Source organism: Pseudoalteromonas luteoviolacea (assembly GCF_021654285.1).
Lineage (GTDB): Bacteria > Pseudomonadota > Gammaproteobacteria > Enterobacterales > Alteromonadaceae > Pseudoalteromonas > Pseudoalteromonas luteoviolacea_J.
Genome location: NZ_JAKFZS010000004.1, coordinates 134,316 through 161,216, shown reverse-complemented (window position 1 = coordinate 161,216; position 26,901 = coordinate 134,316). Strand labels below are relative to the sequence as shown.

12 protein-coding genes are annotated in these 26,901 nt (G+C 42.8%); 4 read left to right on the top strand and 8 right to left on the bottom strand.

Annotated features, from left to right (window positions below; all coding sequences use genetic code 11):
* Positions 1 to 410: 410 nt before the first annotated feature.
* The 3 genes from L1077_RS04795 to L1077_RS04785 form a co-directional block, all read right to left on the bottom strand.
* The gene (locus L1077_RS04795) at positions 411 to 1,640 is read right to left on the bottom strand and encodes an aspartyl protease family protein (RefSeq protein ID WP_237135815.1); all 1,230 of its coding nucleotides are present in this window, start codon (positions 1,638 to 1,640) and stop codon (positions 411 to 413) included.
* Between the two features lie 147 nt (positions 1,641 to 1,787).
* A complete protein-coding gene (gene rsgA / locus L1077_RS04790; protein WP_237135814.1) occupies positions 1,788 to 2,837 on the bottom strand; it encodes a ribosome small subunit-dependent GTPase A in 1,050 nt (349 codons plus the stop codon).
* 497 nt (positions 2,838 to 3,334) lie between these two features.
* Entirely contained in the window at positions 3,335 to 3,919 is a 585-nt protein-coding gene (locus L1077_RS04785) for an outer membrane beta-barrel protein (RefSeq protein ID WP_237135813.1), read from the bottom strand.
* Between the two features lie 415 nt (positions 3,920 to 4,334).
* On the opposite strand from L1077_RS04785, the gene L1077_RS04780 reads away from it, so the two are divergent.
* From L1077_RS04780 to L1077_RS04765, 4 genes are all read left to right on the top strand, one after another.
* Complete coding sequence (locus tag L1077_RS04780) at positions 4,335 to 4,607, top strand: RebB family R body protein (RefSeq protein WP_237135812.1); 273 nt, start codon at positions 4,335 to 4,337, stop codon at positions 4,605 to 4,607.
* Positions 4,608 to 4,691: 84 nt separating this feature from the next.
* A complete protein-coding gene (locus L1077_RS04775) occupies positions 4,692 to 5,165 on the top strand; it encodes a hypothetical protein (protein WP_237135811.1) in 474 nt (157 codons plus the stop codon).
* A 224-nt stretch (positions 5,166 to 5,389) separates the two neighbouring features.
* Complete coding sequence (locus tag L1077_RS04770) at positions 5,390 to 5,887, top strand: hypothetical protein (RefSeq protein WP_237135810.1); 498 nt, start codon at positions 5,390 to 5,392, stop codon at positions 5,885 to 5,887.
* Positions 5,888 to 6,500: 613 nt separating this feature from the next.
* The gene (locus L1077_RS04765; protein WP_237135809.1) at positions 6,501 to 6,653 is read left to right on the top strand and encodes a hypothetical protein; all 153 of its coding nucleotides are present in this window, start codon (positions 6,501 to 6,503) and stop codon (positions 6,651 to 6,653) included.
* Between the two features lie 347 nt (positions 6,654 to 7,000).
* Here L1077_RS04765 and L1077_RS04760 read toward each other — a convergent pair whose 3' ends face one another.
* The 5 genes from L1077_RS04760 to L1077_RS04740 all read right to left on the bottom strand — a co-directional run bounded on the left by L1077_RS04760 (position 7,001) and on the right by L1077_RS04740 (position 26,845).
* Complete coding sequence (locus L1077_RS04760) at positions 7,001 to 8,017, bottom strand: hypothetical protein (protein WP_237135808.1); 1,017 nt, start codon at positions 8,015 to 8,017, stop codon at positions 7,001 to 7,003.
* A gap of 1,152 nt (positions 8,018 to 9,169) precedes the next feature.
* Positions 9,170 to 9,682, bottom strand: a complete 513-nt coding sequence (locus tag L1077_RS04755; protein WP_237135807.1) for a DUF2141 domain-containing protein — start codon at positions 9,680 to 9,682, stop codon at positions 9,170 to 9,172.
* A gap of 12 nt (positions 9,683 to 9,694) precedes the next feature.
* Complete coding sequence (locus L1077_RS04750) at positions 9,695 to 16,963, bottom strand: non-ribosomal peptide synthetase (RefSeq protein ID WP_237135806.1); 7,269 nt, start codon at positions 16,961 to 16,963, stop codon at positions 9,695 to 9,697.
* Positions 16,964 to 16,966: 3 nt separating this feature from the next.
* On the bottom strand, positions 16,967 to 25,996 hold the full coding sequence (locus L1077_RS04745) for a non-ribosomal peptide synthetase (RefSeq protein WP_237135805.1): 9,030 nt from the start codon (positions 25,994 to 25,996) through the stop codon (positions 16,967 to 16,969).
* 90 nt (positions 25,997 to 26,086) lie between these two features.
* Positions 26,087 to 26,845, bottom strand: coding sequence for an SDR family NAD(P)-dependent oxidoreductase (locus tag L1077_RS04740; protein WP_237135804.1), 759 nt, complete (start codon positions 26,843 to 26,845; stop codon positions 26,087 to 26,089).
* Positions 26,846 to 26,901 lie beyond the last annotated feature (56 nt).

Below are 26,901 nucleotides of genomic sequence, written 5' to 3'. Positions count from 1 at the left end.
TTTACTAAACCCCAAGTTAAAAACAATACCTAGGGATGAAATTCGGTGCGCATAATGCGTTATTCGCAATAATTTGGTCAACCGTTCCAAAACAAGTGTCATAAAAATTTAATAAACAACATACCAGAAAAAACGTTTAACATTAAAAATAAAACATAAAAATCAATACCTTAAAAACTAGAGAATTTTAAATTAGCCAAAAAACCTAAAGCAGAAACAAATACAATAAACTTTATCCCGCACATAAAAAGATCAAAAAACGCACGCAAATAAGAACAAAAAACCAAAGAAAAAAACAAAATATAGGTAGTTAGGATTAATCCAAATAACACAGCAGCACTTGGAACGATACAATGAAGGCAAGCGCTTCGTATGCACAAGCCATATTCATGACTTGTGCGACTTTACTATCACTTGTGTACATTACTGTAGCCTGTAATATGCTGTGCAATAAGCTGGTAGCAGATATCGTTTCTTGTGATACATAATGTATGTTCACCCACAGTTGATGAAAGCGCAATCCAGTCTGTTTGTGACAACTGCTTCGCATTGACGCCATTAAAGCTCACAACTTCATCACCTATCTTGATCCCTGAACCAAAGGCTGCCATATCCGGCATCACATACCTCACAACAAACGCACCATTGGTCAGCTTTCTCAATTCCAAACCCAGCAAATTGTATCGTGCTGTAAACTTAGTTGACCGATATGGCTTTAAGTGCAGCGTTAAGTTACTGTAGTCAATAACATAACTAAAATGCGATAACGCTGAGCTACCAAGCACAGACTTGCCATCATCGTCCCCTTCAATAAAATTGGTTTTCACATTGGTTAAAGTTAAATCCCCAATTTTAACTTGAGGTACTGTGCCACGCTGGTGAACAGTTTGACCATTTAAACCAAAGTCCGAGCCTGTGACTGTTTTACCCTTGAATTCAAAGCCCGCATCACGCACATAATAATTGTTCAGTTTGAAATAATGACGACTACCGGTATCAAGCGCGACCTCATGTTCAAGCACCTGGTTATTGCCTAGGTCAATTTCACTATCAAAATAAAGTTTGCTGAGAAACACACGCATAGGGATGGTTATATCTTCTTGTGATGATTGATAAGGTGCTTTTGAAATAGCGACAGTGCCTTTTTTAGGATCTACGTGCCACGTAAAATGCTTTAAAATATCATGACCAAGTACACCATCAAAAACAGCCTCCTCAGGACGTAAAAAGTAATCGGTTTGAGACAGAGGCATAAATGCAAAACTCACTTCATCAAAGCTGGCATCGCCAAGCTTTATATGGCTCACTTGCGTTTGATACGCGCGCGAATTTTCACCATCGCCCCACCCGCCTAGCTCAAGAGGATATCCTTCTTTTAAACCCAGCGCCTTAACTTTACTTGTATCTTCCAACAACGAAATCGATGCCCCAGTATCAATCATCATTTTAAAACCGCTGACACCGTTAATGGTCATATAAACATAGGGCTTAGCACTAATTTCGGCATCTAGTTGAGAGTGCGTTTTTCCTGCTTGCCAATTTGGCTCTAGATCATCATTCTCATATTTAAGTCGAAGATAATTAGCGACACTACAGCCACTTAATACCATGGTGCCCAGAAGTAGAATTAGAAGTTTCATCAATCATTCCTTTTTGTATGTGAAAGCCACAACAATACAAAAGGGCTTGTGAAGAGAACGTCAAATTGTGAGATTAAAATGAATCGAAAACACACAAAAAAAGTAACAAACAGGAGCGTTCTCTGCTGTGTCGGACTAGCTAATCCACTACCATTTTTCCTTATTTTCACTGTGAATTTTCTTAAAGTATGCCCTGTAGTGCGCTTTTACTGCGTGTGCGCCGACAGCTCGCCTCTGCTGTGACTCTTCTTCTTTAAGTAATTTCATATATTTATCAAAATGTGACTGGCTAATTATATTGTCCGAAATCGCAGCTTGAACTGCACAGCTGGGTTCATTTGTATGTGTGCAATCGCTATATTTACATTGTGAAATTAAATCAATGATTGAACTAAAAGTACGCTCTATACCTTGTTCAGCATTGTATAGTTGAAGTTCTCGCACTCCAGGGGTATCTATAATTGCCACATTTTCATCTTTGAAAAACAACTGGCGATGAGTCGTAGTATGTTTACCATGATCATCACTTTCTCTTACCTCTTTCGTTGACTGAGTAGTACGAAACATTTTATTAATTAAAGTAGACTTACCTACACCTGACGAACCAATTAACGCAATACTCGTTCCCTCATATAAATAAGTTTGCAGAGTATTTAAACTCTCGGGTTGATTTACACTCACCGGGTGAAGATTTGGTATGTCTAAATGGTCCATCTGTGACAAGAAATATTCTAGATCTTCGAAAAGATCTAACTTTGTCAAAACAACAACGGGAGTGATATCAAATTCATGTGCCAGAGAAACATAGCGCTCTAAACGTTTAACATTAAATTCTTCATTCGCACTTGTTACTATCCACAAGTAATCCAAATTAGCAGCTATGACTTGTGGCAAGCCGTTTGATATTCTGCGTACTCTATTTTTAGGTTCAAAAATTTTAATTATTTTATAATGTCCATTGGCTAACTCTGTAAGCACCCAGTCGCCCACAGCAAGGTTTTGACTTATAGGATGATATTCAGAACCACAAATAACCGACTGTTCTCCATTTAACCCCATGGCTACAATGCGATTACGATGAACTTCTGTGATTCTTAAAACAAGATAACAGGTGTTTTCGTCACAAATTTCTTCGTAACTGAGCTGTTGAAAGCACAGATTTGACCAACCTAGTTGGTTTAATTTTGAAAATGACATTCCTTGTGTCCCAATTTGAATTAGTGGTGTGCTTAGTCAATAGTTTCTAGTTGATTAAATTGAAATAACTCGCCAAATAACTGATTATTTTCTAGAATATCGAACTGTTTAATTAATCTATTTTTAATTCCGAGAGGGAGTTGCAGTATAAAAAGAAGTAAAGCTCAATCTTCACACAGTCCAAAACCACCCTTTGATAGCAACTTTATTATCTATGAATAAAAAGACAAAAATCTACTAACATTTTAAAAATAAAAAACCAACCAATTTAAGAAAAGAGCGGTCATTACTGGTTTTGTTATGGGGGCTATGATATGTATATTGATGTTCAGATAATCAAGATTTTCACTCTAAATAAATGGTCATGGCGTTTAAAAATATCAGTTCAGAGCAAGAGATGTTCCTATTTTCTTTACTCACTAAAGTTTATCAATATCGCGTAGCAAATATGCCTGCTAGGCAGGCACATTAAACAAAAGCTCTCTGGGTTAACTCATTTAAAATTGATAATTAACACCTAAGGAGAAACCACTTACGCTTGTATCAATGGGGTTAAACTCACCTAAATTTGAATACTCCAATGACACTTGCCAGTTTTCAGGAAAGCTGTACTTAACACCTAGCCCATAACCAAGCCCACCATCATCATAGGTATACTTGCTAGATTGATAGTGTTCACTTTCTTTTTTGAAGCGAAATTTATGTTGAATACGTGTATCAACCATTTGTAAATATCCATAAGCGGACCAGTTGTTAATTATTGGCACTTCACCAATTGCTTTTACTTTAACTTGTTGCTCTATCCTATATTCAGATGCAGATGAATAGTTAGCAGAAGGGTTTGAGTAATAAGGCTCTTCTTTCATAAATGCGCCAACGCCTAGGCCGTACGCCACTTCAAAAGATAAAAAGTCATTGTACTTGTACCCACCTTTGAGTGAAACGACACCCAAGTCCAATTGACCAAATTCATAATTACTGTATTCCGCCCCAGTGTAGAAGTCCTCACTCAGCTTGTCAGATGCATGAGTGTTAAATGCCATCAATGTTAATAGGCTTGCTGAAATGATTGCGTGTTTCATAATTTTAATCCCTTTACAGTATTTTTAAGCTGGGATTAATTTATCAATAAAAAATGTTAGAAAGGGTACAAAAGTGTTTAAGCAACAGTTATTAGTGTAAAAACACTAACAACCTACCCCATTGAAATGTACGCACCTACACTTTATAAACCGAAAAATTCAGAGTGAGTTAACTCGCCTGAATAATTCCACATAACAGTTTCAACACATAACAACGATTTAACTCTCTATGACCAAATAACCATGTGTAATAGTCGTGTAATTTAAAATTATCAAAAACAGCGCTATGCTCCATTAAAGTGTGATGCACTATTTATTTTCTTAATAAAGTTAGCACTTATTTTTTAAGAGTATTATAGATAGTAAGCACACACCCACATATTTATATAGCCAACTATCTAGCAGGAGAAGTGTCATGCCAAATACAGTAAATGGAGCAATTACAGATTCAGTAACGCAAGTAAATACCAAAGTGCTGGGAGAGACACCAGCGACGGCTATGGGAAACTTGATGATGACCACAAGCCAAGCGCTATCAGTCAGTGAGCAAAACCTTACGACTGGGCAACAGCAAGCAAATGTGATGTATCAAGCTGCCACAGTGCAAGGTATTAACGCGCTCTTAAACACAGGTAATGCAGTAACGGGTAAAGCGATAACCGAAAAAGAAGATCAACAAAATACCTAACCCTTACTTGTCCTGAAATAGTGTTAACGCCTGTTACTTTTATCGCTATTCACTTTGAACTGAATTTTTTAATCTGGAAAACGCATGTCTCACGATAATCAAGAACTTCAAAAGCCTGTGACGTCATTAAAAACACAGACAAGTGCACTCTCTACGGAAGATGCGCTCAATAATATACACGACATAAATAGGTTATCGGAAACTGCTGCGGGGGTTGCCCTAGCCAATTACATCGAGACAGGCGACCCAAAATTTCTCAGCGCACTAGATACTTTAAATAACCAAGCCAAACAGAACATGCCTAACAACAACCCTAGAGCCCAAAGCACTGTTACATCATCCGAAAAGCAGGCTGGTGCAATGTCTATGGAAGATACACTCAATAACATACATGACGTGAATAGGCTATTGGAAACAGCTTCAGGGGTTGCTTTAGCCAATTTCATCGAGACCGGTGACTCACAATTTCTGGATGCATTAAATAATTTAAATAACCAATCTGAACAAAGCCGCAGTGAATTTAGCAAGCTGTATAATAATGTCAAGTCTTCCAAATAAGGCTGGTATAGGCCTCTCATGCAGAGTCTAAAGGTATAAGCGCCGATTAATCAAAATAAGTCTCTACTCGACTTTTCCCTAAAATCTTTTTAGCATTGAAATTGCTAACATAATTAAAATAACAGCCCAGTAAAATTAAAAGGATCTTGATATTTAAATAGTGAACTTCTCGGTTTAACCAATCATTATTTATCTATTTTCAATCATAATAAGGAATTTTATATATGAAAAAATTAATCGCACTCCTACTTGCAACAGGCTTTCAAAGCGTAGCGTATGCAAGTGTAGAAGCAAATATCGATTACTTAGAAATGAAAACGAGTAGTCATATTAAAAAGCTTCTCATCGCAGAAAACATTGGTCGAGGCAATGTTGAGTTGACTATCGAGCCAATGAGATTAGGCGCAAGTGACGGAAAAGGGATTGAGATCACAGATTCTGCTGGAAGAAGTATTTTCTTTTCGATTGACGATGGGCACTCCGCCATTATTTGGGATAATGCAGTTGTTGCATCGACAAACTCATTCCCAGTGTATGTTGGTGGTAAGTATAGATTCTTCTTAAATATCACTGACAGTGCTATTAAAGTGAACAGAGTCACTGAAAACGGCATGGTTTCGATGTTTGAGTATAATAAAGTACTTACACCACCACTAGATTATAAATTGGTCACCCAAAGATCTGGGGCCAGATTTCATAACGTACTCATCACGACATACTAAAAGCTATTAACTTAAGCTGCAAACACGCCTTTTAAAAGTTGGGGTGTTTGCAAACAGCATTTCCCTTAATGAATCCATTTTCACCTTGTTCACCGTCAGTCGGCTATATAATTACATTCCTAACAGCGCTTTACCGATGGATACTGATAAATTTTAAAAGCCACAACTAATTTTAAAGAGCAACAATATTAATAAAAGAAAAACAATACCGCGCTTAAATTTCAGAAAAGAGTAATAAAAAATAGACATTCATATCTTTTTGCCACTTTCGATCACTCTCAGAAGCCTAATGCCTTTTACACAAGTGAGGAGGCGGTTAGCTTAAAAGTAGACTTTTTACCTGTCAATATTTACAGGGTGAAAACAGTAAATAAGACACTAAAGCAGTCTATACCATCACATCAAAGGAAAAACTTAAAACTAGCTATTGTTATGATTATTAAGGTTTATTTTCACTTTATAGTTGTAAATAGAAAGCTGATATGTTGAATTCTGAGTAAAATGCATGTTAACCAAGCGCGAGTTATCGCCCTTGAACTTAATTTCATTTATCGCTATAAATAATTCGTCAATATTTATAAATTGGCAATTTTAAAATAATAAAGGAATAAAGATGAAAGCTATGAAACTTCAAAAAACAGTTCTTAAAAATTTCAATAACAACAATGTATTAAACCCAAAAATGACAAAAGAAATAATTGGGGCAGGAGGTGGTCACTCAGGTAATGGTGATGTAACCCGTAACTGCACTGTTAAATGGCGTTAATTTTTCCCTAAAGCCAGTTTAAGTGCTCCACTCATTCAGTGGAGCATGTTCTAATCTTCTTCAATTGTAAGTCTGCGTATTCAACTTCTATGAGTCACTACTAATTTATTGAAGCTGCATAAAAAATCATATTGATAAAACATGAAACAGCAGGAACGTAATGACTGCTAGAGGAGCTATTAGACTTTAAATTTAATGTTTTCGGCTTTAACTCTAATGAAGATTATAATCTAAAAAGTTGCCATGATTCTTATGTTAAAAAGACATCATGACAACCGAATTAATTAAAAATACCAAATTAATTCTAAAAATAAAAATCACAAATTTATTAACAAATTAAATTGTAATTAATACCTGTACCCTGTTCGATTAGCTTTTCTTTCTTTCATATGATGATACACTTCACCATAGGATTTATGAGATATAGCCGACATAGGTCGTGTTGATCTGTATTCATCATTTATAAACCTAAAACGTGTTTCTTTCCCTTCTACATTTGATGAGGTTACATCAAATCCATATTCATCCTTTATATCAGCCTCTAAATCAACCAAGCACTTCAAATCTCCATCCTCCCAATTTTTACATCCATAAATATCAATATCTGTAATATCAATATTGTAACCATAATTTTTATAATATTTGACTAAATACTCACTTAGTGTGTCAGTACTCGGTGTAGGCGGTCTCGTTACATAAAACACAGTAGCTGCCACAGCAAACCCACAGCTTAATAATACGTATTTTATATCCCAGTTCTTGATTGATGCCGTGAGCTTCTTGCTCAAGCTGTTTTTGCAATCTAATAAGAAAGAATCTTTTCTATCCCCAGTCCTATTAGATTTATTCAACCCGATCAAAGCTAGCAATCCACTGTTTCTTTTATATTTAGGTGAAAAAAGGCTTATAGGAAGGAGTAACAAACCCAAACAAAAAATATAAAGCCCGTAACCAGGACTTTCTACTATCATAGGATCAATACTAATACTATCTCCTGTTTCTTGATGATATTTATCAAATTTATACTCTGCATTATTTTTAATATGCTCACCTAGCAAGCTATTATCAAAGTCTAATGATGCTTTATGTACTAAAAACACCATGGTTATAATCGCGACTAAATAAGACAAAAAAACATATCGTTTTTTTATTCCTAAAGTATAGATAACCACTGCAGGAAAAAAGGCAAGTGCAAAAAACCAACTTGGAATAAAATCAGATAGGTAGGCATCAAACGACTCTACAGATATCATAGGAAATAGGCATGCACCCAGCAAAAGTAAAAATGGTGGAAAGGCTGCAATAAGGTTTGGAATATGAAAAACTTTTGGCTTGTCGCCACTTATCGACGTTGATTGTTCCATTGTATTTAACTCCATTTCAATGACTTACGATTTTGTCATGCGGCATGATGGTCGAAGTAAACAACGAAAGCAATCATATTGAATGATAAGTTATACTGAGTGAATACAAATCGAACTAAAAATTATTTTTAAAACAATAAAAACAAAATTAATTAATATAAAAAACCAAAGGTCAACTTTCAATAACAAATAACACACAATAAAAATAGCAACTCACCCACTCCATTAAAAAATAAACTCAAAAAAATCATCGTTAAAAATAATAAAAACTAAGCACACCTAAAAATAAAATCAATTATTCAAAATCGACCTTTTGATAAATTGATATAGAAGTTTTTATAAAGCTTTTTATCACTATTCCAGCTGTGAAAATAAAAAGCGTCACACAGCCTGAAAGTATGCTCTAGGTACTTCACATATATTTAAAAAATCAAAGTGAAGTGCATGACTACTTTAGCTGTGACGAATACATGGTTTCCGGGGCCAACTCAGATGACCAGAGTGAGATTGATAAAAGTTTATTCCAGTGAAGATAGCCTGTGCGTCATCCCAGCAGCGCACACAATGAACCAAACCGTCGTCCTGAACTCGATTCAGGATCCATATCACTATTAGCAACGCATAGATCCCGAGGCAAGCTCGGGATGACGAGAGTGAGATTAACCGAGAGTGGTTCACCACACCTTAGATTAATCAGATAAATTCCTTAGAGCATTCTTGATTAAGCAAACCGTCGTCCTGAACTCGATTCAGGATCCATATCACGATTAGTCAACGCATGGATCCCGAGGCAAGCTCGGGATGACGAGATTGAGATTAACCGAGAGTGGTTCACCACACCTTAAATTACTCAGATAAATTCCTTAAAGCATTCTTGATTAACCAAACTCGTCGTCCTGAACTCGATTCAAGATCCATATCACTATTAGCCAACACATAGATCCCGAGCCAAGCTCGGGATGACGAGGGTGAGATTAACCGAGAGTGGTTCACTACACCTTAAATTACTCAGATTAATTCCTTATCGCATTTTTGATTAACCAAACCCATGGTCCTGTACTTGATTCAGGGTCTATTTCACTTAGAGCAAATACAAAAAACCCGGGACGAGCCCGGGAGCAATATGTTCAGGTAAATATCAATTACCAATACTTAACCACCAAAGGTTTTTGTCAAATGCGTCGCTAAGTTTATTTGAATTGGCTGCGGCTGGTTTGCAATATCAACCAACGCATCTTCAAAATCCCCTTTAGATAACGCACTGTATGCGTCGTTAGATAAGCCATAGGGCTCACTTGGCATGCCAATAAATGGAAATACCATGCGATCAAGCGTGCCATCACCGTCTTTGTCATGCACGACACTGATGGCGTATTTACCTGCAGGAATACCTTCTAGCACCACTTCTGTTGCCGGAATACTTGGCGCAACCACCATACGGTGAAAGTACTTGATACTCGATGCGCTGTAATTATCATCGCTGTAGTAAGAGTCCGCGTTGTCATGCAAATACACTAACAACTGCCCTTCAGTACTTGCCACCTGATTCACCACAATACGGACCTCAGTCGGCGCACCTTTTACTTCATTCACGCTCATATTAGAAGTAGACGAGCAAGCCGCTAACACTGTAAGTGCCAATGACGATAACAATACCTTTTTCATATAAAATACCTTTTAACCTTTATTGCCAAAACCAAACTCATGTTCCAATACGGCCTTGATTTCAGCATGACTTTGCAAGATATCACCATGATTTCGCTGTTTAAGTAAAGTACAATCTACTTTACCACCGATAAATGCTTCCACGTTGTTATCCGAAATAGCATCCAGCGTTTGTGACCATTCACGTGTCAGCGCATCCGACACCTGCGCCTCATATTGACCTGCTTTAAATAAATGCACCTGAGTCGTTTTCAGCGGTTGGCTCAATGGACATAAATCCAACCGCCCTTCCGCTTTACGTGCTTTTATCATCGCCTCAATACTGCCTTTCTCGTGGCCAAGCTCGCGCATGCGTACAACAAATAATTGCTCATTCTCAGACTCAAATTCTTGCGTCAGCGTTTTGAGTTTACCAGACTTGATAATAGTGTCTAAAAGCAGCACTTTTATGTCAGCACTGTGGTTTCTTTCAAATAAACCTGCCATTTCTAGTGCGATATTGCCCCCCAGTGACCAGCCTAAGAGACAAACTTTATCAGCTTCAATCTGAGCGCACACTTCATCGTAATACACCTTGGCAAGCTCATCTAACTGACTAATTTTTTTGTCATTAATGAGGTTATAGTTATCAACGCCTAAGCAATTAAACGACCCGTTTAACTCTGCTGCAAGCCCTTGATAAACCTCACAGCCGCCGCTGCCAGCATGGACCATCACAAGCGTTGGTAAGCCGTCGCTAAAGTCATTTAAGCGTTTCACTAATTGCCCGTCACGCGCTTGATTACGTACCAAACTTGCCAGGCCTCGTACGGTAGGAGATTTAAACAAATCAGCCACAGAGAGCCTACAGTTAATGGTTTGATTTATTACTCGTGTCAGTTTAATCGCAGCAATTGAAGTCCCGCCAAGCTTGAAGTAGTCATCGCTGATCCCTATTTGCGAGTGACCTAGTGCAGATTGCCATAACTCACATAACTTAAGTTCAAGGGCATCGCGTGGCGCTACATATTCATCACTTTTAATAAAATTAGGTTCTGGCAAAGACTTTACATCCAGCTTGCCGTTGACATTGAGTGGAATATTATCAAGTAACGTCATCGCAGAAGGCACCATAAAGTCGGGCAGCGCAGTCTGCAAATATCCCATGATCTGCTCTGCTTTATCAGCATCGGTATCGTCGCTCACAACATACGCTGCGAGATACTTTTCAGTCCCGTTTTGCTTTGCAATTACCGCAGCTTGCTTCACCCCAGCAACGCTACAAATGGCGCTCTCGATTTCACCCAGCTCAATCCTAAAGCCGCGTATCTTCACTTGTTTATCGTTTCGACCAACGTACTCTATATTGCCATCAGCTTGCCACTTTACAATGTCTCCCGTGCGATACATGCGAGGTTCGATATGGCTGTTTATTGAAATGTCTACAAATGGGTTTGTAACAAATTTCTCTGCCGTGAGATCTGGACGGTTTAAATACCCTCTAGCAAGCCCTTCACCGCCAATGTAAAGCTCACCCGGTGTACCCACAGGAACTGGCTCCCCCATCGGATCTAATACATATAAAGTTTTGCCTGTTAAGGCGTGACCAATGGGCGCATTGGTTCGACTATCATCAAGATGACAGACTGAGGCAAACACTGTGGTTTCTGTCGGACCATATACATGACTTAACTTCACCTGCGGTGTACTTTGCTTAAAGGCATTCACCACATTTAAATTAACCTGCTCGCCGCCAAACAAAATGTGCTTAAGCGGGCTATTTTTAAGCTGTCCACTGGTTGCCAGTGCATTAAATAATGCGGTGGTCATAAAGCTCGCATCGATTTTATGCGCTTCAACATACTGAGCAAATAACTCTGGAGAGAGTCGTGTGTATTTATCCACTAAATGCACACACAAGCCATTGAGCAAACTGAACATGGCATCAAAAATAAATCCATCAAATGCATAAGACGACATACTGGCAATACGGCGCACTTTAGTCGCATCCAAGTAATTGTTGCCCAGTGCAAAAGAATTTACCGCATGGTGCTCAATCTCAACCCCTTTTGGTTGCCCCGTGGTTCCTGAGGTATAAATGACATACGCTAAGCTCGTTAAATCCGTATCCACGTCCAAATTCTCGATGCTTTCACCACCGACATGTTCGGCAACTAAGACACTCGGTCCCGAGTCGGTATTAAAAACACCCGATAACTCAGCATGATAGTCCGCTTGGGTAAGTACCAAAGAGACATTTGCATCGCGGGCAATAAAGCGTGTGCGCTCATCAGGATTATCCATCGACAACGGGACATACGCAGCGCCTGCTTTGAGCACCGCTAGAATGGCCACCACCATATCGATATTTTGTGGGTAATAGAGCGCAATTAAAGTATCCGGCTTAATCGTGGATTTTTGGTCTATTTCATAGGCCTGACGGATAAATTGAGCAAGCTTATTGGCTTTTTGATTAAGCTGCTGGTATGTCAATTGCTCATCGCCACACACCACAGCAATGTCACTGCTACGCCTGTTGGCTACACGCTCAAAAATACGATGAATAGAGAGTGAGCTTGGTGTATGCACGGGCTTTTGATTAAATTGTTCTAATACTTGTGTGCGCTCAGCGTCACTCAGTACATTAATGTGATGCAACGCGTCAGCAGGCGCCGCCAGCATGCTTTTAAGTATTCGAACATAACGCTGTGCAAATGCATCGATGGTCGCTTGCTCAAATAAACTGGTCGCGTAGTTAAACTGCAAACTCAGCTGCTCTGTGCTGTCATCAACGACTAAGGTCAAATCATATTTCGCACTCTTGCCACTGAGCTTATCGCTTAGCACTGGCTTTAACTGCAAATCACCCTGCACGATTTGCTCGGCATTCATGCTCTGCACACTAAACATCACCTGAAAAATAGGATGGCGCGAGCTGTCTCTTTCTAACGCCAACAGCTCCACTATTTGTTCAAATGGTAAATCCTGATGCACTTTCGCTTGGGTAACCAGCTGATGCGTGTGCTGAATAAACTCGCTCGCACTCCTGTTTGTATCAACTTGGCTACGCAGCGCCATCGAATTGACAAAAAACCCGATAAGCGCCTGCACTTGGCTATGATGACGGTTATCCGAAGGCGTACCAACCACAATATCTTGCTGCCCAGATACACTCGCCAATGTGACATACAACGCGCTCAGCATCACAGTGTACACACTGGTTTGCTGTGCTTTAGCACTGTCCTTAACCTGCTTGGACAGCGTTTTATCTAGGGCTAAATCAAGGTTCTCACCTGCATAGCTCACTTGGTTTGGTCTTGCCCTGTCATAAGGCAGATCCAATGTTTCAAACCCTTGCAGCGCGCCTTTCCAGTAGCTTTGTAACTTGCTCAGAGTCTCACCTTGTAGATAATCTCTTTGCCATTTTGCATAGTCCGCATAACGAATACTCAACTCTGGCAGTTGAGCGGCTTTACCATTCAACGCTGCTAGATACGCTTTCGTTAGCTCTTCAGTAAATACGAACGTCGACCAACCATCAAATGCGATATGGTGCCACACAAAAAGCAAATACTGGGTGGATGCACGGCTAATGTGATACACCCGCATTGGGCTATCTTGCGATAGCTCGAATGGTTTTGAGGCCAGTTCACTAACAAGCGCTTCAAGGGCAATTTCATCCGCCACCGAGTGCTGTACAATAGCGATATTTGACGGTAATGTGTGCTGACTTAAAATGCCGTTATCTTGGGTGTTAAATACCGAATTTAATACCTCATGGCGGGCCACAACTTGATTAAGTGCTTTTTGAAATGCATCCAGGTTTAGCGACTCTCCAACTTCAAACAAGGCTGGAATATGATACGCGCTACTGCCTTTTTCATAGCTGTCGATAAAGAGTAATCGCTCCTGTGCGAACGACAGCGGTAAAGATTCCGTATCACTGCGAGGGATCACAATGGCCTGTGATGCATCAATGACGTTAGCCAGCTTGGCGACGGTATTATGAGTGAACAGCACTTCGAGAGGAATATCACGCTTAAGCGCTTTGCGGCTGGCCGCAGATAAACGAATCGCCGTAATTGAATTCCCCCCTAACTCGTAAAAGTTATCATCCACACCCACAGAGTCAACATTGAGCACCTGTTGCCAAAGCGCACATAAGGTCGACTCAAGCTCACTGCTTGGCGCTTTGTAACTCTGTTTAACGCTTTGATTAGGAACGGGCAGTGCCTTTTCATCCAACTTACCATTGCCTGTTAAAGGGAACACCTCTAATTGTGTATAGCTGGCTGGCACCATGTATTTTGGTAATGTTGACGCTAAATATGCGTTAATGTTTTCCTCACAGGCAGTACTGCCTACACTGGCAATCCAGTAAGCATGTAACGCACCATCTGCATGGCTTTTATCCGCAATGACGGCCGCACTTTGAACCCCCTCAACATCACATATGGCGTGCTCAATCTCACCAAGCTCAATTCGATAACCGCGAATTTTAACTTGGTTGTCGTTACGGCCAAGGTATTCAATTTCACCATTGTCGAGCCAACGAACTAAATCACCCGTTTTGTAAATCCGTTGATTGTACACATCATCACTACTTGCAAATGGATTTTGAATAAAGCGCGATTGTGTCAAATCGTCGCGATTTAAGTAGCCTCTGGCCACCCCTGCCCCGCCGATATATAACTCGCCAATTGCACCTACTGGCACAGGTTTAAGTGCCGATGACAAAACATACAACGCCACATTGGGATAAGCATGCCCGATGCCGTTGACCACTTGGCTTGGGTCAACGCATTTGTTCATGGCGCCTACTGTCGCCTCTGTTGGACCATATTCATCAATCAATGTCTCCGTAACCATTGAGAGCTTATCAATAACTGGCTTCGTCAGTGCTTCACCGCCGACCATTAAGCTGCGCAAGGTTATCTCACTGTCAGCCAATAAGAGGTTGGCAAGGCTTGGCGTGGTTTTTACAAAACGCACTTGATTGTCTGCCAAATGTGCCTGATATGCTGACACATTGGCAATGTCACCCTGATAAACACACACAGTTCCACCTGCCATGAGTGGGCATAAGGTGGTTGTCACGGTCAAATCAAAGCAATAGTTGGTCGAAAAATCACATACCTCTAAGGCATTTGATAAAGTACTTTGCACCCCAAAAAAGTAATTAAGTACTTGCGCTTGCTCTACCATCACGCCCTTTGGCTTGCCTGTGGTGCCTGAGGTATATATGACATATGCAATGTTATTCATGCGGCAGCGACGCTCAGCAAAAGCTTGTGAATTATCCAACACCAACATGGGTTTATCACAGCTGATGAAACCAACTTGCGTTCCTGTCAACCAAGTATCCAGTCGATGGGCATACTGTGATTGCGTCAGGACCAAGCGCATGTCTGTATCAGACAAGATAAACTGCACCCTATCCTCTGGGGCATCTGGTGAGATGGGGACATATCCCGCTCCTAACTTCAATACCGCCAACATGGCCACCAGAATGTCAGCACTTGGACTCAAATACAGCCCAATCAAGGTATCGGCTTGTACCGATTCACCTTGCTGAGCAAGGCGCTGCACTATGGTGTTTGCTAAATGCTCTGCTCGCTCGTTTAATTGCTGATAACTTAAAGTAGTTTTCCCTGCTTTAACAGCCACCTTGTCTGGCATAGCTTGTGCGTGCTGGGCAATCATGCCAGCAATGTCGTTTTCAAACTCAAAGTGCGCTTGTTGGCAGTGCCACTGCTGCGTGATTGCCTCACACTCAGCAGATGTCAACAACCCTAATTGCTGATGCGGTTGCTCTGGCGCTTCCACCAGCTGCTCAAGCAGCACTTTAAGCTGCGATACCAGCTTGCCCGCTTTGTCAGCATCTAGCCAATTTGCACTGTAGTTAATGGCTATATCGAGCGTATTCCCTTGCTCTGTCGCAACAAGGGACAGCGGATAATCAATTTTCTCAACCACCTTTTTGAGCTGCCACTTACGCGTATCACCTTGATGATTGATCGGGTAATTTTCAAAAGTGAACAAGGTATGGAATAACCGCTCACCTTGCGGCTGTAACTCAGCCAGTGCAACACTACTGGCGCTGTTGAGTGACGCAATCGACAGCTGAATCTCTGCCATGATTTGCGCACTAGACGCATCTTCTGGCCAAAACACTTGCAATGGCAAGGTGTTGATGAACAAACCGACACTGTTGTCGATGCCTTCTACTGGTAGGTTACGACCCGAGACAACGGTCCCCACGGTGGTTTGCTCATCGCCCGCATAAACCTGGATAAGCTTGTGCCAACAAAATTGTAATGCCACGTTGAGTGTCACCCCAGCATTTTGGCACATCGCTTTGAGCGCATGAAACTCAGCGCCTGTGACCATCAATTGTTGTGTATCAGGTTCTGTGACCTGCATCGGCTTGGTCAAATCAAGGGGCGCACTCAACATCTCTGAGATGTCATTTGCCCCTTCAAATTGCTGCTTTTTTTCTTGCCAATACTGCAGTGTCTGCACTTGGTGTTGCTGATAATACTGCTGCGTTGCTATGTAGGCCGTTTCCACCTCAACCGTCGGCACTGTGCCACCGAGTAACTGCTCATAATACTCATGGACGCTGCGCAGCAACAAAGGCGCACTCCAGCCATCACTGATGCTGTGATGCTCCGTTTTTAGTAAGGTGTATAAGTCATCTGCTTGCTTGATAAGTGAAATGCGGATCAAGCCCGGCTTTGACAAATCAAACCCTTTTGCGCGCTCTGCTTGCTGCAACGTATCTATTTTCGCTGCGCGCTCTACTTCACCTAATGCGCTAATATCTTCATAATAAAAACTATTGCTATCAATACTCGCTTTGGGTGAGACAATTTGCAACAGGGCTTCATCCCAGTTAAAAAAAGTGCGCAGCGCAGGGAACCTTAAAGAGGTTAACTCCCAGGCCTTTTGGTACAAAGGGACGTTCAGCGGCTCTTGATAATCCAACATCATTTGCACACGATATGCATCATCGTCTGGCTGGTTCAAATGATGATAAATAAACCCTTGTTGCAAGCTGTTTGCCGGACTCACCGACTCAATACCACGCGAAGGCGCAGTTTGACTCTGGATATAACGTTTAAACGCTTTCGCCGAGTCAATGTTTTGCTCACTCAAAAATGCAATTAATTCCGGCTTATTGGCTTTGATTTTATTCACCAGCTGCGGATCCGGAGACGCATTGCCAAAAGCCAGTTTTAACTTACCTTGCTCTGCCCAAATAGACAGGTTATGTGCGCTGATTTCCTTGATAAGTAACATTGCTTAAATCTCCATGATGTTGTCGTCGCAGGTATCGTCTTGCTCATCCAAATCAGCCTCTTCGAGTACGCTGTTTAAGTGCGCAAGATGCTCTACGGATAAGTCATTGGCAATAAAGTCACTAGGGGTGGCGACTGCGCCCTGATCGGCAATATGTGCGGTATGTTCAATCACATGTTGCAAGTTTGTCGCAAAGTAGCGTTCAAAATCAGCACTGAGCTGCAGGCCTAGACGCGACTGAACTGAAAACACCAGTTGGTCAGAGTCAATCATGCCGTTAATGTTAAGCATCAATGCCATCTCATTTTGCTCGCCAATTAACTGCCCACAAAACTCTTGAACAATCTGCCAACTCTCTACGCCCGAAGCGCTACTATTGAACTGACCTAAGTAGTTGAAGCTAATCAGTGGCAGCTTTTGAGTAATTTGGCCTCCTTGGAAAAAGGCCCCATAACCTACCCCTTTGTTCGGCACGGCGCGCAACATTTCCTTGGTTTGCACCACCGCTGATGAAAGGTCGTCATAAGCTGTTAACTTCACTGGATATAAGCTGGTAAACCAGCCTAGGGTTTGCGATACATCTAAGTGCTCATCAATGTCTTCTCGACCGTGACCTTCTAACGTGATCACATGCTCTGTACCAGATAATACTTGCGGCAAAGTTAAGCTTAACGCAGCTAACAATAAGTCATTGATTTCCGTGTTGTAGCCTTCGTTTGACTGTCTTAGTAGCATTTGTGTGTGCTCAGCCGACAAAGACAGGGAGTGTTCACTGACAGATTCAGTAACATTGAGTGCATTACTATGCTCAACCACATGTTGCCAGTAATTCAACTCACTGCTGTGATCTGTTGGGTAGGTTTGCATGCTCTTAACCCACTGGCGATAACTGCTGGTTTTTGCCGCCAATGTTTTACCCGTTAGCAAGGTTTGCATATCTTGTGACAACACCCGCCACGACACACCATCAATAATTAAATGGTGGAAAATAAAACAAACCCGCGCAACACCATCGCCATAACCTTGCAGATGTACCAGCTTAAATAACGGCCCATCATTAAGATCAAAACTTTGCTGCCATTGGCTCAACTGCGCTCCAATTTGCGTATCAGAGAGCCCGGTCGCATCTATCTGAGCGACACCACACCAAGCAGCCAAATCTAACTCGTTAAAAGATAAATAAGATTGACGATAAGTATCACCTTGCAGCGCAAAACGGACGCGCATCATATCGTGGTGCTCAACCAAAGCCTGGCATGCCTGCTCAACTTGCGACGTGGTTAGCGCTTCAGGTACCGTCAGCATAAATGACTGGTTCCAATGATTAGGTTGCGATAGGCCTAAGTCAAAGAACCAAGACTGTACAGGCAGTAAATCAAACTCACCTGTTAGTACTCCTTGCTCTGTCTCTACTGTCTGGGCTTGCGGCAATTGCGCTAGCTTTTTCGCCAATTGCGCCACAGTCGGTGATTCATAGATGTCTTTCACTTTGATCGTATAGCCCAATAAGCGCAGCTGCGACATCAATTGAATACTAATGATTGAATCGCCGCCGATACGGAAGAAGTGCTCATCAATCCCCACTTTTTCAAGGCCAAGTAACGCCTGCCAAATATCACACAGCTGGCTCTCAAGTTCAGTGGTCGGTGCCACATAATCGCTTTGTGCATCAAATACAGGATCTGGTAAGGCTTTACGATCGACTTTGTTGTTTACAGTCAGTGGCACTTGCTCAATGGCCATAATGGCGCTGGGCACCATGTACTCTGGCAATTGCTCAGCTAAATACGTGCTTAGCACGTCATGGTTAAGTGCGGTTTCTCTTTGTGATACCACATACGCAATCAATTGCTGTGTGCCTTGCAGCAATCGCGGGATCACAACTGCTTGCTTCACATCTTGATGTGCAATGAGAATGTTTTCAATTTCTCCCAGCTCGATTCTAAAGCCTCGGATCTTAACCTGCTCATCATTTCGGCCAATGTACTCTAGCTGACCATCAGCAAGTCGGCGCACCAAGTCACCACTGCGGTACAAGCGGGATTCATGAGAAGCAGGCAATTGCGCAGCAAATGGGTTTTCAATAAAGCGCTCACGGGTCAGCTCTTCGCGGTTTAAATAGCCGCGAGCAAGACCAGCCCCACCGACATACAATTCACCTACAACTCCAACTGGCACGAGGTTTTGGTTGGCATCAAGTACATACGCTGACATGTCACTCAATGGTCGACCAATGAGTGATTGATGCTGATTGTTATCCGGTGAGAGTTCCTGATATGTCACATGCACGGTAGTTTCTGTGATGCCGTACATATTGATTAACTTAGTGTGCGTATCACCATAGGCCTGCCACCAAGGGGCAAGGCGCGCCATATTAAGCTTGTCTCCACCAAAAATAACATAACGCAGCGCAGGTAGCTGTGCACTTTGCGATACCGCGGTGTCAGTGAAAGAATAGAAAGCACTCGGCGTTTGGTTTAATACCGTGACGCCTTGGTTTTGACACAAAGCAATGAACTCACGTGGGTCACGGGTGCAGGCTTTGTCAGGGATCACAAGGCAGCCACCGTGTAATAGCGCGCCCCAAATTTCCCACACACTAAAGTCAAAGGTACAAGCATGGTACATCACCCACACATCTTGCTCGGTGAACTGATACGCTTGCTCACAAGAGTCAAACAGTCGTACCACGTTGTGATGCGGTTGCATCACGCCTTTGGGCTGTCCTGTGGTGCCTGATGTGTAAATCACGTATGCCAGATCATCTGCTGTGGTATTCACCACAGACAAGTCGATATCCACTTCTTCCTGACTGAGTTCGTCATAACTGAATACTTGCACAGATGTATCTAAGCCATCGAGTACTTGCGAAAGGTCCGCCTCTAACCCTGCTTCACAAAGCAATATGGGCGTTTGTGTGTCGCTCAAAATAAACTGGCTACGTGATTTTGGATACTCTGGCGTCAAAGGCACATAGGTGGCTCCAAGCTTTAATATCGCCATCATGCTCACTAACAACTCAAGGCTGGGAGCAAAATACAGACCAATGTAAACCGGCGCTTGGCTTGTGGCAGAGGCAATACTGGGGTCTCGCGCTAAAATTGCCTTAGCCAGCGCCGTCGACTGTGCATCTAAGGCTTGATAGCTAAGCGCTTTGTCTTGGAACTTAAGCGCTGTATTATTTGGGTACTTTTGCACTTGTTCGGCAAAAATCTCACTCAAGCTGCCACGCTCAGGGAGTGGCCCAACTTGCGGCTGAATTTGCATCAGCAACTCATGGCTTTGTTGCTTTGACAGCAAGCTAATTTGACTGTGTGGCTGCTCAACTTCAGTAGCGATGGCATTAACGATAATTTGCAGCTGCGCGATTAATTGCTCAGCCTGAGACGCATTAATTTGCCGTGTACAATAATTCAAAGAAAACTCAACCTGATCCGGTGTGGCAGTGACAATAACGGTGATCGGGTAATCGCTTTTCTCACGCGTCTCACGATACTGCATTGCCTGCTCTACGCGCTCAGCATCACTTTCTTGCACTTCTGGAATTGGATAATTCTCAAACACAAATAAAGTATGGAATAACGCATCCCCTTGGCTTTGTACACGAGATAACTCTGCACCACTGTGGGTATTAATATCGGCGATTTCCAGCTGAATTTGCGACATCATCTGTGTGATCGTTGCATCCGTTTGCCAATTTACCGCCAGAGGTAAGGTATTGATAAACAGACCTACACTTGAATGAATATCCGCAACAGGCATATCTCGACCAGATACTGTGGTCCCAACGATTGTTTGCTGATCTTGGCAATAGCTTTGCAGTAACTTGTGCCAAACAAATTGCATGGCAGCATTGAGCGTCACACCTGCATGCTTACACACTTGATTTAACGCACTAAACTCATCACCTGCAATCACAAACTGGCTGCGTGCAGGTTCAGTGATGACGCGCTCATTGGCTAAATCAAATGACTGGCTCAGCAGGTAATTAATGTCATTGGCATGCTCAAATTCAGGCATTTTTTGCTGCCAAAATGCATCCGTTTTGTCTTTGTTTTCATACAGGTACACCTGCGCGGCTTGATAAGCATGGTCATGTTGGATAACGGGCTGTTCACCGGCTTTCAGCTGGTTGTAAAAACCGTTGACTGTCTCCAGTAGATTCCCGACACTCCAGCCATCGCCAATGCTGTGATGCTCCGTTTTTAGGACGCTATAATGGGTGTCGCTGTGCTTGAACACCACCACTCTAAAGAGCCCAGGCTTTGCCAAATCAAACGCTGTGAGCCTATCTTGAGTGAGTAGCTCATTCATTTTTTGCGCGCTTTCACCTTCTGGCAAAGTAGTGAGATCTACCACTTTGAAATGCGCATCACTGAGCACAAGCTTTTGGCTGATCACTTGCAGCATTTGCGCTTGCCAATTAAATGCCATACGTAGCGCGGGGTGTTTATCTGTCGCTAGTTGCCAAGCTGCTCGATACAGTTCAAGGTCTAGTTGAGTATGATAGTCCACCAGCAATTGTACTCGGTATGCGTCATCATCTGGCTGATTTAAGGCATGATAAATAAAACCTTGTTGCAAACTATTGGCAGGATATAAAGCCTCTACAGGAGCCTGTGACTGGAGGTTTTGCAGCAGCTCAAAACTAATCTTCGCCTGCGGGAAGTCACTTGGCGTGCTCACCCCGCCAGATTGCATTGCCATCACACCTTGAGCAATCACCTGCTCAAGTGCACGCTCAAAGGCACGAACAAATTGCGCACCTTGCGCTGGCGCAAGTCTGGATTCAACCTCAATGCTCAACGCATCCTGTTTAATTAATCCCAACACATTGAGCATTAAGTCGCTGTCATTGTCAGCGCTAACCGCTGCGCCAACAGGCTCCCCGGTAATTTGCCAATCAGCAGGCTCAGCCGCTTTATACTGCCCAAGGTAGTTAAAGCATACTTTTGGCAGCGGCGCAGGTAACTTTTCAGGGTCGAATTGATACAGCGCACCAAAACCAATGCCCTTATCAGGAATAGCGCGCAACATGTCTTTGTTAGCAGCAATGGTTTGCTCTATAGATTGCGCACATTCGAGCTTAACTGGGTATAGGCTGGTAAACCACCCCACTGTTTGGTTCACTTCGAGTGCATCATCAATGGCTTCTCGACCATGGCCTTCGAGCATAATATGATGAGACTTTGACCCAAATACAGTTTCCATGGCAATGGCAAGCGCACTGAGTAACAACTCTTGCGTTTGCGTGTTATAGCCTTGAGCGGCTTGCTGTAACAAAACTTCTGTTTGCTCAATCGATAAAGACAAGGATAATTGCTGTGATGAATGCAAGGGCTGTGGACTAGGCTGTCCTGCTAACACCTCAGACCAATACGCCGTTTGCGTTTGATTACGCGCTGCGTATTGCGCCAGTCCATCCACCCACTGACGATAACTGGTTTGCTTTGCCAACAGGCTTTGTCCAGCAATAAGTTGCTCAAGGTCGTTAAGTAAAATGCCCCAAGAGACGGTATCTATGATCAAATGATGGAAAATAAAACACAGTCTATCGCGGCCATCGCTATACCCTTTTAATCTGACCACACGCCATGTCGGGCCTGCAAAAATATCCAAGCTGGCTTGTAAAGTGCTCAAGGTGTCACTGACTTGTGCCTCATCCAACAAAGAGATATCCAGTTCAGTTAATTCAAACAACACTTCTTCACAGTAACGGTTTTTACGCTCAACAATGCATCGGCTGCGTAACATGTCATGCTGATAGCTCAGTGTGGTTAGCGCCTCATTTAAGTCATCATGAGATAAGTCATTCGGGCAGTAGGCACTAAATGCTTGGTTGAAGTGGTGAACATTGGCAAAGTTTTGTGCAAAGAACCAATTTTGCGTTGGGTGCAGGTCAAAATCACCTAATAAAACCCCTTGCTCTGACAGCACCTCCACTTCCGCGACATCATCATTATCGGTGATAAATTCTGCCAATTCCGCCACACTTGGCGCGACAAAAATATCTTTCACCTTAAGGGAGTAGCCCGCGCGTCTCAGGGCTGATACCAAACTGATACTGACGATTGAGTCGCCACCGATTTGGAAGAAGTTATCGTTTATGCCCACTTTTTCAAGACCCAGTACACCTTGCCAGATATCACAGAGTTCTGTCTCTAATTCATTGCGCGGTGCTTGGTATTCAGTGCAGGCGCTAAACTCAGGCTCTGGTAATGCTTTTCTGTCTAACTTGCCATTGAGCGTTAACGGCAATGCATCTATCACCACAAAAGCGGCCGGTACCATATACTCTGGTAACTGTTTTGCCACAAACTGTCTCACATCGTCTAAATCAATCGATGCATTACGCTCTCCAACTAGATAGGCAACCAGCGCTTTTTGTTGATTGTGCACTTTATCAATCACCGCAACGTGTTTTATTTCAGGGCGCTTTAACAAGCAGTGTTCAATTTCGCCCATTTCGATACGGTAGCCACGTACTTTTACCTGAAAATCTTTACGGCCTTTGAATTCAATATAGCCTTTCTCATTCCAACAACCGTTGTCGCCAGTACGATATAGTCGGCCAAGTTTAGGGTGTTCAAAGTATGCAAGATTAGTACGCTCTGGGTCATTAAAATAGCCCTGAGCGACCCCAATGCCACCGATATGAATTTCACCCAAAATACCAGCAGGACAATGATTGCCATATTGATCCAGCACCCACATCGCTTGGTTCGGCATTGCCAAGCCATAAGGGATACTCTGCCAATCCGGCTCAACTGTTTTTATTTCATGCCATATTGACCAGATACTGCCCTCAGTAGCACCACCTAAGCTCATCACGATGGCATGAGGTGTCATAGCGCTTAGCTGCGTAGGTAGACGCAGTGGGATCCAATCTCCACTCATCATGTAAACACGCAAACTATCCACATTGCGTGCTTGTAATGCTTGTTCATTTACGAGCAGTTGCGCAAGCTGTGGGACCGTATTCCAAATTGTCACTTGGTGCGCTTCGACCATGTCTAACCAATGATCTGTGTCCTGCACTTTGTCTTGCTCAGGCAGCACAATTGCAGCCCCCACGGCCAAGGCACCAAACACATCGTATACAGATAAATCAAAGCTCAAATCCGAAATACCAAAAATACGATCTTCTGGCATAACCTCGAAACGCGCATTAACAGCAAAAATGGTATTCATGGCACTTTCGTGGGTGATCACCACCCCTTTGGGCTGGCCAGTACTGCCCGATGTGAAGATCACATACGCAATCTCATGCGGCAGAGGCAAGGCTAAGCTTTCTCGCCATAGGCAATCTGCCTTTGCACTGTTTGCGGCGGCCTCTTCAACTAAAGTGAATTGGAATTCGCTCAACCATGGTTCATTTTGAATACGCTCGAATAACGTTTTCGAAATTAATACCTGCTGCACGCCGCCTGCCAATAAAACCTGATGAATACGAGAATTTGGCCAAGCTACGTTGATTGGCAAATAAGCACACCCTGCGGTATTAATGGCCAGCAGTGCAGCGACTTGATACTCACTCTTTTCGCACATAACAGCCACCAGCTCACCGCGATTAGCTGCTTTTGAGGCCACTTGGTAGGCAATACCATAGCGGTATTCACTCAGGGTATGATAATCAATTTGACGACTTGACGTGATCACAGAGACGCGTTCAGGGTACTGTGCTACTTGTAAGTCAAAGCCATCAATTAGATTGTGCTCTGGGTATTTTGCAGGAAAGTCATTCCACTGGTGTTCAATCAAATGTGTTTGTGCCTCAGTCAGGGTGCTGATACAGCCACATATTTGATGGGCATCATCTTGCGCTAGATGCGAAATAAACCGTTTTTGTATTTCACCAATTTCTTGTATAGCCTGGGTATTAAATTGCGCGTCTGCTGCAACAATTTTTCGCAGCAACTGTGAACCTGTTTCAAATAACGTAAAGTCTAACTCAAACTGTGCCACAACTGGTGTTAATAGCACGCCTTCCACAGTGACCGCATTATCTTCACCCAAACGGAGCTGCTGTTCAGGTAAGCCTGCAAGCACCTGCATCAAGCCTGGAATAATATGAGACGTTTTTAGCTGTGCAAGATAGTTACACACCACATTGATGTTCTTGCTACTCAAGCCTGATGGGGCTTTATTCAAAAGCAGTGCAGTCAGCTGCTCACTGATGGTCTGTAATAACTCAATCAGTGACTTTTGATGAACCGCCGTGATAGACAACGCTTCTAAATCAACATAATGACCTAACAAGTAACGATTTTTACGCGTTCTTCTGGCGATCGGTACACCAATGGTGACGTCTTCATCGTTAGTCAAACGGCTCACCGTTAAAATAGTACTTGCAAGGATAACGCAGTAAGGGCTGATACCGTGTTCAGCGGCCACTTGCTTTATCGATTCAATACACTCAGAGGTATCGTCTAATAGCACGGCAACCTCGTCACTGGCATCAGCGCTGTGTGGCTTTTTCATGATGAAGTCCACTGGACTCACCTGCACATCGGCAAAGTTTTGATCTTTAGCAGCGTAATATTCAATATCTGGTGTCAATATTGAACTGCCATCCTCGCTCGATAAAAGTCTCAGCAAATCATTCACTAAAATTTGTAAAGACCACTGATCACAGACGATGTGGTGACCTTTGATCAACACAATCACCTCAGAGTCTGTCAGTACTTGATAGTAAAACTCAAAGTTACGCACGCTGGTATCAATAAATTGCGCATTATACTGATCGCATAACTCGGATACATTCAAAGCAGTGTCCGCCATAGCTTGCCACTGCACCGCGCCCTCTTGGAAAATGAGTTCCGGTGTATCCGCTGTCAGCTCCACTTTACTGTGGATCACTGGGTGACGTTGCTGTAATTGAACAAGCGCATTTTGTAGCTGTTCAAAACAATCGTCCATGGTAATTTTAAGTGCACTAGAGACGTTAAAAACTGAGCTCGTTGGTGCAATTTCTTGACCTTGCCAAACTTGTAATTGGCGCTGAGAAAGAGGGAGAGTGTGTTCGTTACGCATTGGGTTTATACTTCCATTATTATTTTTGTGATGGCATAAAAAGACATTCAACGCCGCGAGCGTTATGATTTAACTGATTACTGTCAGTGATTAAGCACATGTGTAGCCTCCATCGACATACACAGTGCTACCTGTGGTCCATTCACTTTCTAATAAATTAATAATTTCTTTTGAAACATGCTCTGGTGAGCCAAATCCTAGCGGGTGCATGCTGGCTAGCTTTTCAAAGTGACCCGGTTGCGCCATACCTTGATAGCCATCATTAAGCTTGGTCTGGATCATGCCTGCGGCAATGCAATTGACCAGTACACGATCTTTAGCCAATTCCAACGCTGCACAGCGACTTAAACTGCCTAGCGCCCCTTTACTGGCCGCGTAGCCGGAGATGCCCGCCTCACCCGCTGACTGACTGACTGATGACAGCAAAACAAGTGAAGTTGTACCTGCTGCATTTCTTACGCTTTTGCGCGTAAATGCCTTAATCATGGCCAGCGCACCACCGCAGTTAATACGGTAAATCTGCTCAAAGTCAGCATAACTGGATTGGCGCAGCGTAGTCATCGCGTGTACGCCTGCACAAAATACAGCCCCTTTAAATGCACCATATTGCTTGGCATTGTCGATAATGAGTGGCGTCAATTCGTCTGGCATATTCAAATCAGCCACGGCCGTTTTATGCTGCCCAGGTAACGACTCAACCAATTCACCCAAGGTTTTTTCATTTCGTCCTATCAGTAGGAGTTCGTAACCTTTATTTGCTAAATCAAGGCAGGTTCTCTGCCCAAGATCTGAGGTTGCACCAAGCACCAAGACTCTTAATGGAGCCCCATCAATATTCATTGTTTCCATTACTATGCTTCTTCTCTTTAAAGGCCACATCACGCCAAAAGCACGGCTGTGCTTTT

What these genes read in the sequence shown, in the direction of transcription:
- L1077_RS04770 (WP_237135810.1), top strand. Translation starts at nt 5,390, where the DNA reads ATGAAAAAATTAATCGCACTCCTACTTGCAACAGGCTTTCAAAGCGTA.
- L1077_RS04740 (WP_237135804.1), bottom strand. Translation starts at nt 26,845, where the DNA reads ATGGAAACAATGAATATTGATGGGGCTCCATTAAGAGTCTTGGTGCTT.
- rsgA (WP_237135814.1), bottom strand. Translation starts at nt 2,837, where the DNA reads ATGTCATTTTCAAAATTAAACCAACTAGGTTGGTCAAATCTGTGCTTT.
- L1077_RS04760 (WP_237135808.1), bottom strand. Translation starts at nt 8,017, where the DNA reads ATGGAACAATCAACGTCGATAAGTGGCGACAAGCCAAAAGTTTTTCAT.
- L1077_RS04785 (WP_237135813.1), bottom strand. Translation starts at nt 3,919, where the DNA reads ATGAAACACGCAATCATTTCAGCAAGCCTATTAACATTGATGGCATTT.
- L1077_RS04755 (WP_237135807.1), bottom strand. Translation starts at nt 9,682, where the DNA reads ATGAAAAAGGTATTGTTATCGTCATTGGCACTTACAGTGTTAGCGGCT.
- L1077_RS04780 (WP_237135812.1), top strand. Translation starts at nt 4,335, where the DNA reads ATGCCAAATACAGTAAATGGAGCAATTACAGATTCAGTAACGCAAGTA.
- L1077_RS04745 (WP_237135805.1), bottom strand. Translation starts at nt 25,996, where the DNA reads ATGCGTAACGAACACACTCTCCCTCTTTCTCAGCGCCAATTACAAGTT.
- L1077_RS04775 (WP_237135811.1), top strand. Translation starts at nt 4,692, where the DNA reads ATGTCTCACGATAATCAAGAACTTCAAAAGCCTGTGACGTCATTAAAA.
- L1077_RS04750 (WP_237135806.1), bottom strand. Translation starts at nt 16,963, where the DNA reads ATGTTACTTATCAAGGAAATCAGCGCACATAACCTGTCTATTTGGGCA.
- L1077_RS04765 (WP_237135809.1), top strand. Translation starts at nt 6,501, where the DNA reads ATGAAAGCTATGAAACTTCAAAAAACAGTTCTTAAAAATTTCAATAAC.
- L1077_RS04795 (WP_237135815.1), bottom strand. Translation starts at nt 1,640, where the DNA reads ATGAAACTTCTAATTCTACTTCTGGGCACCATGGTATTAAGTGGCTGT.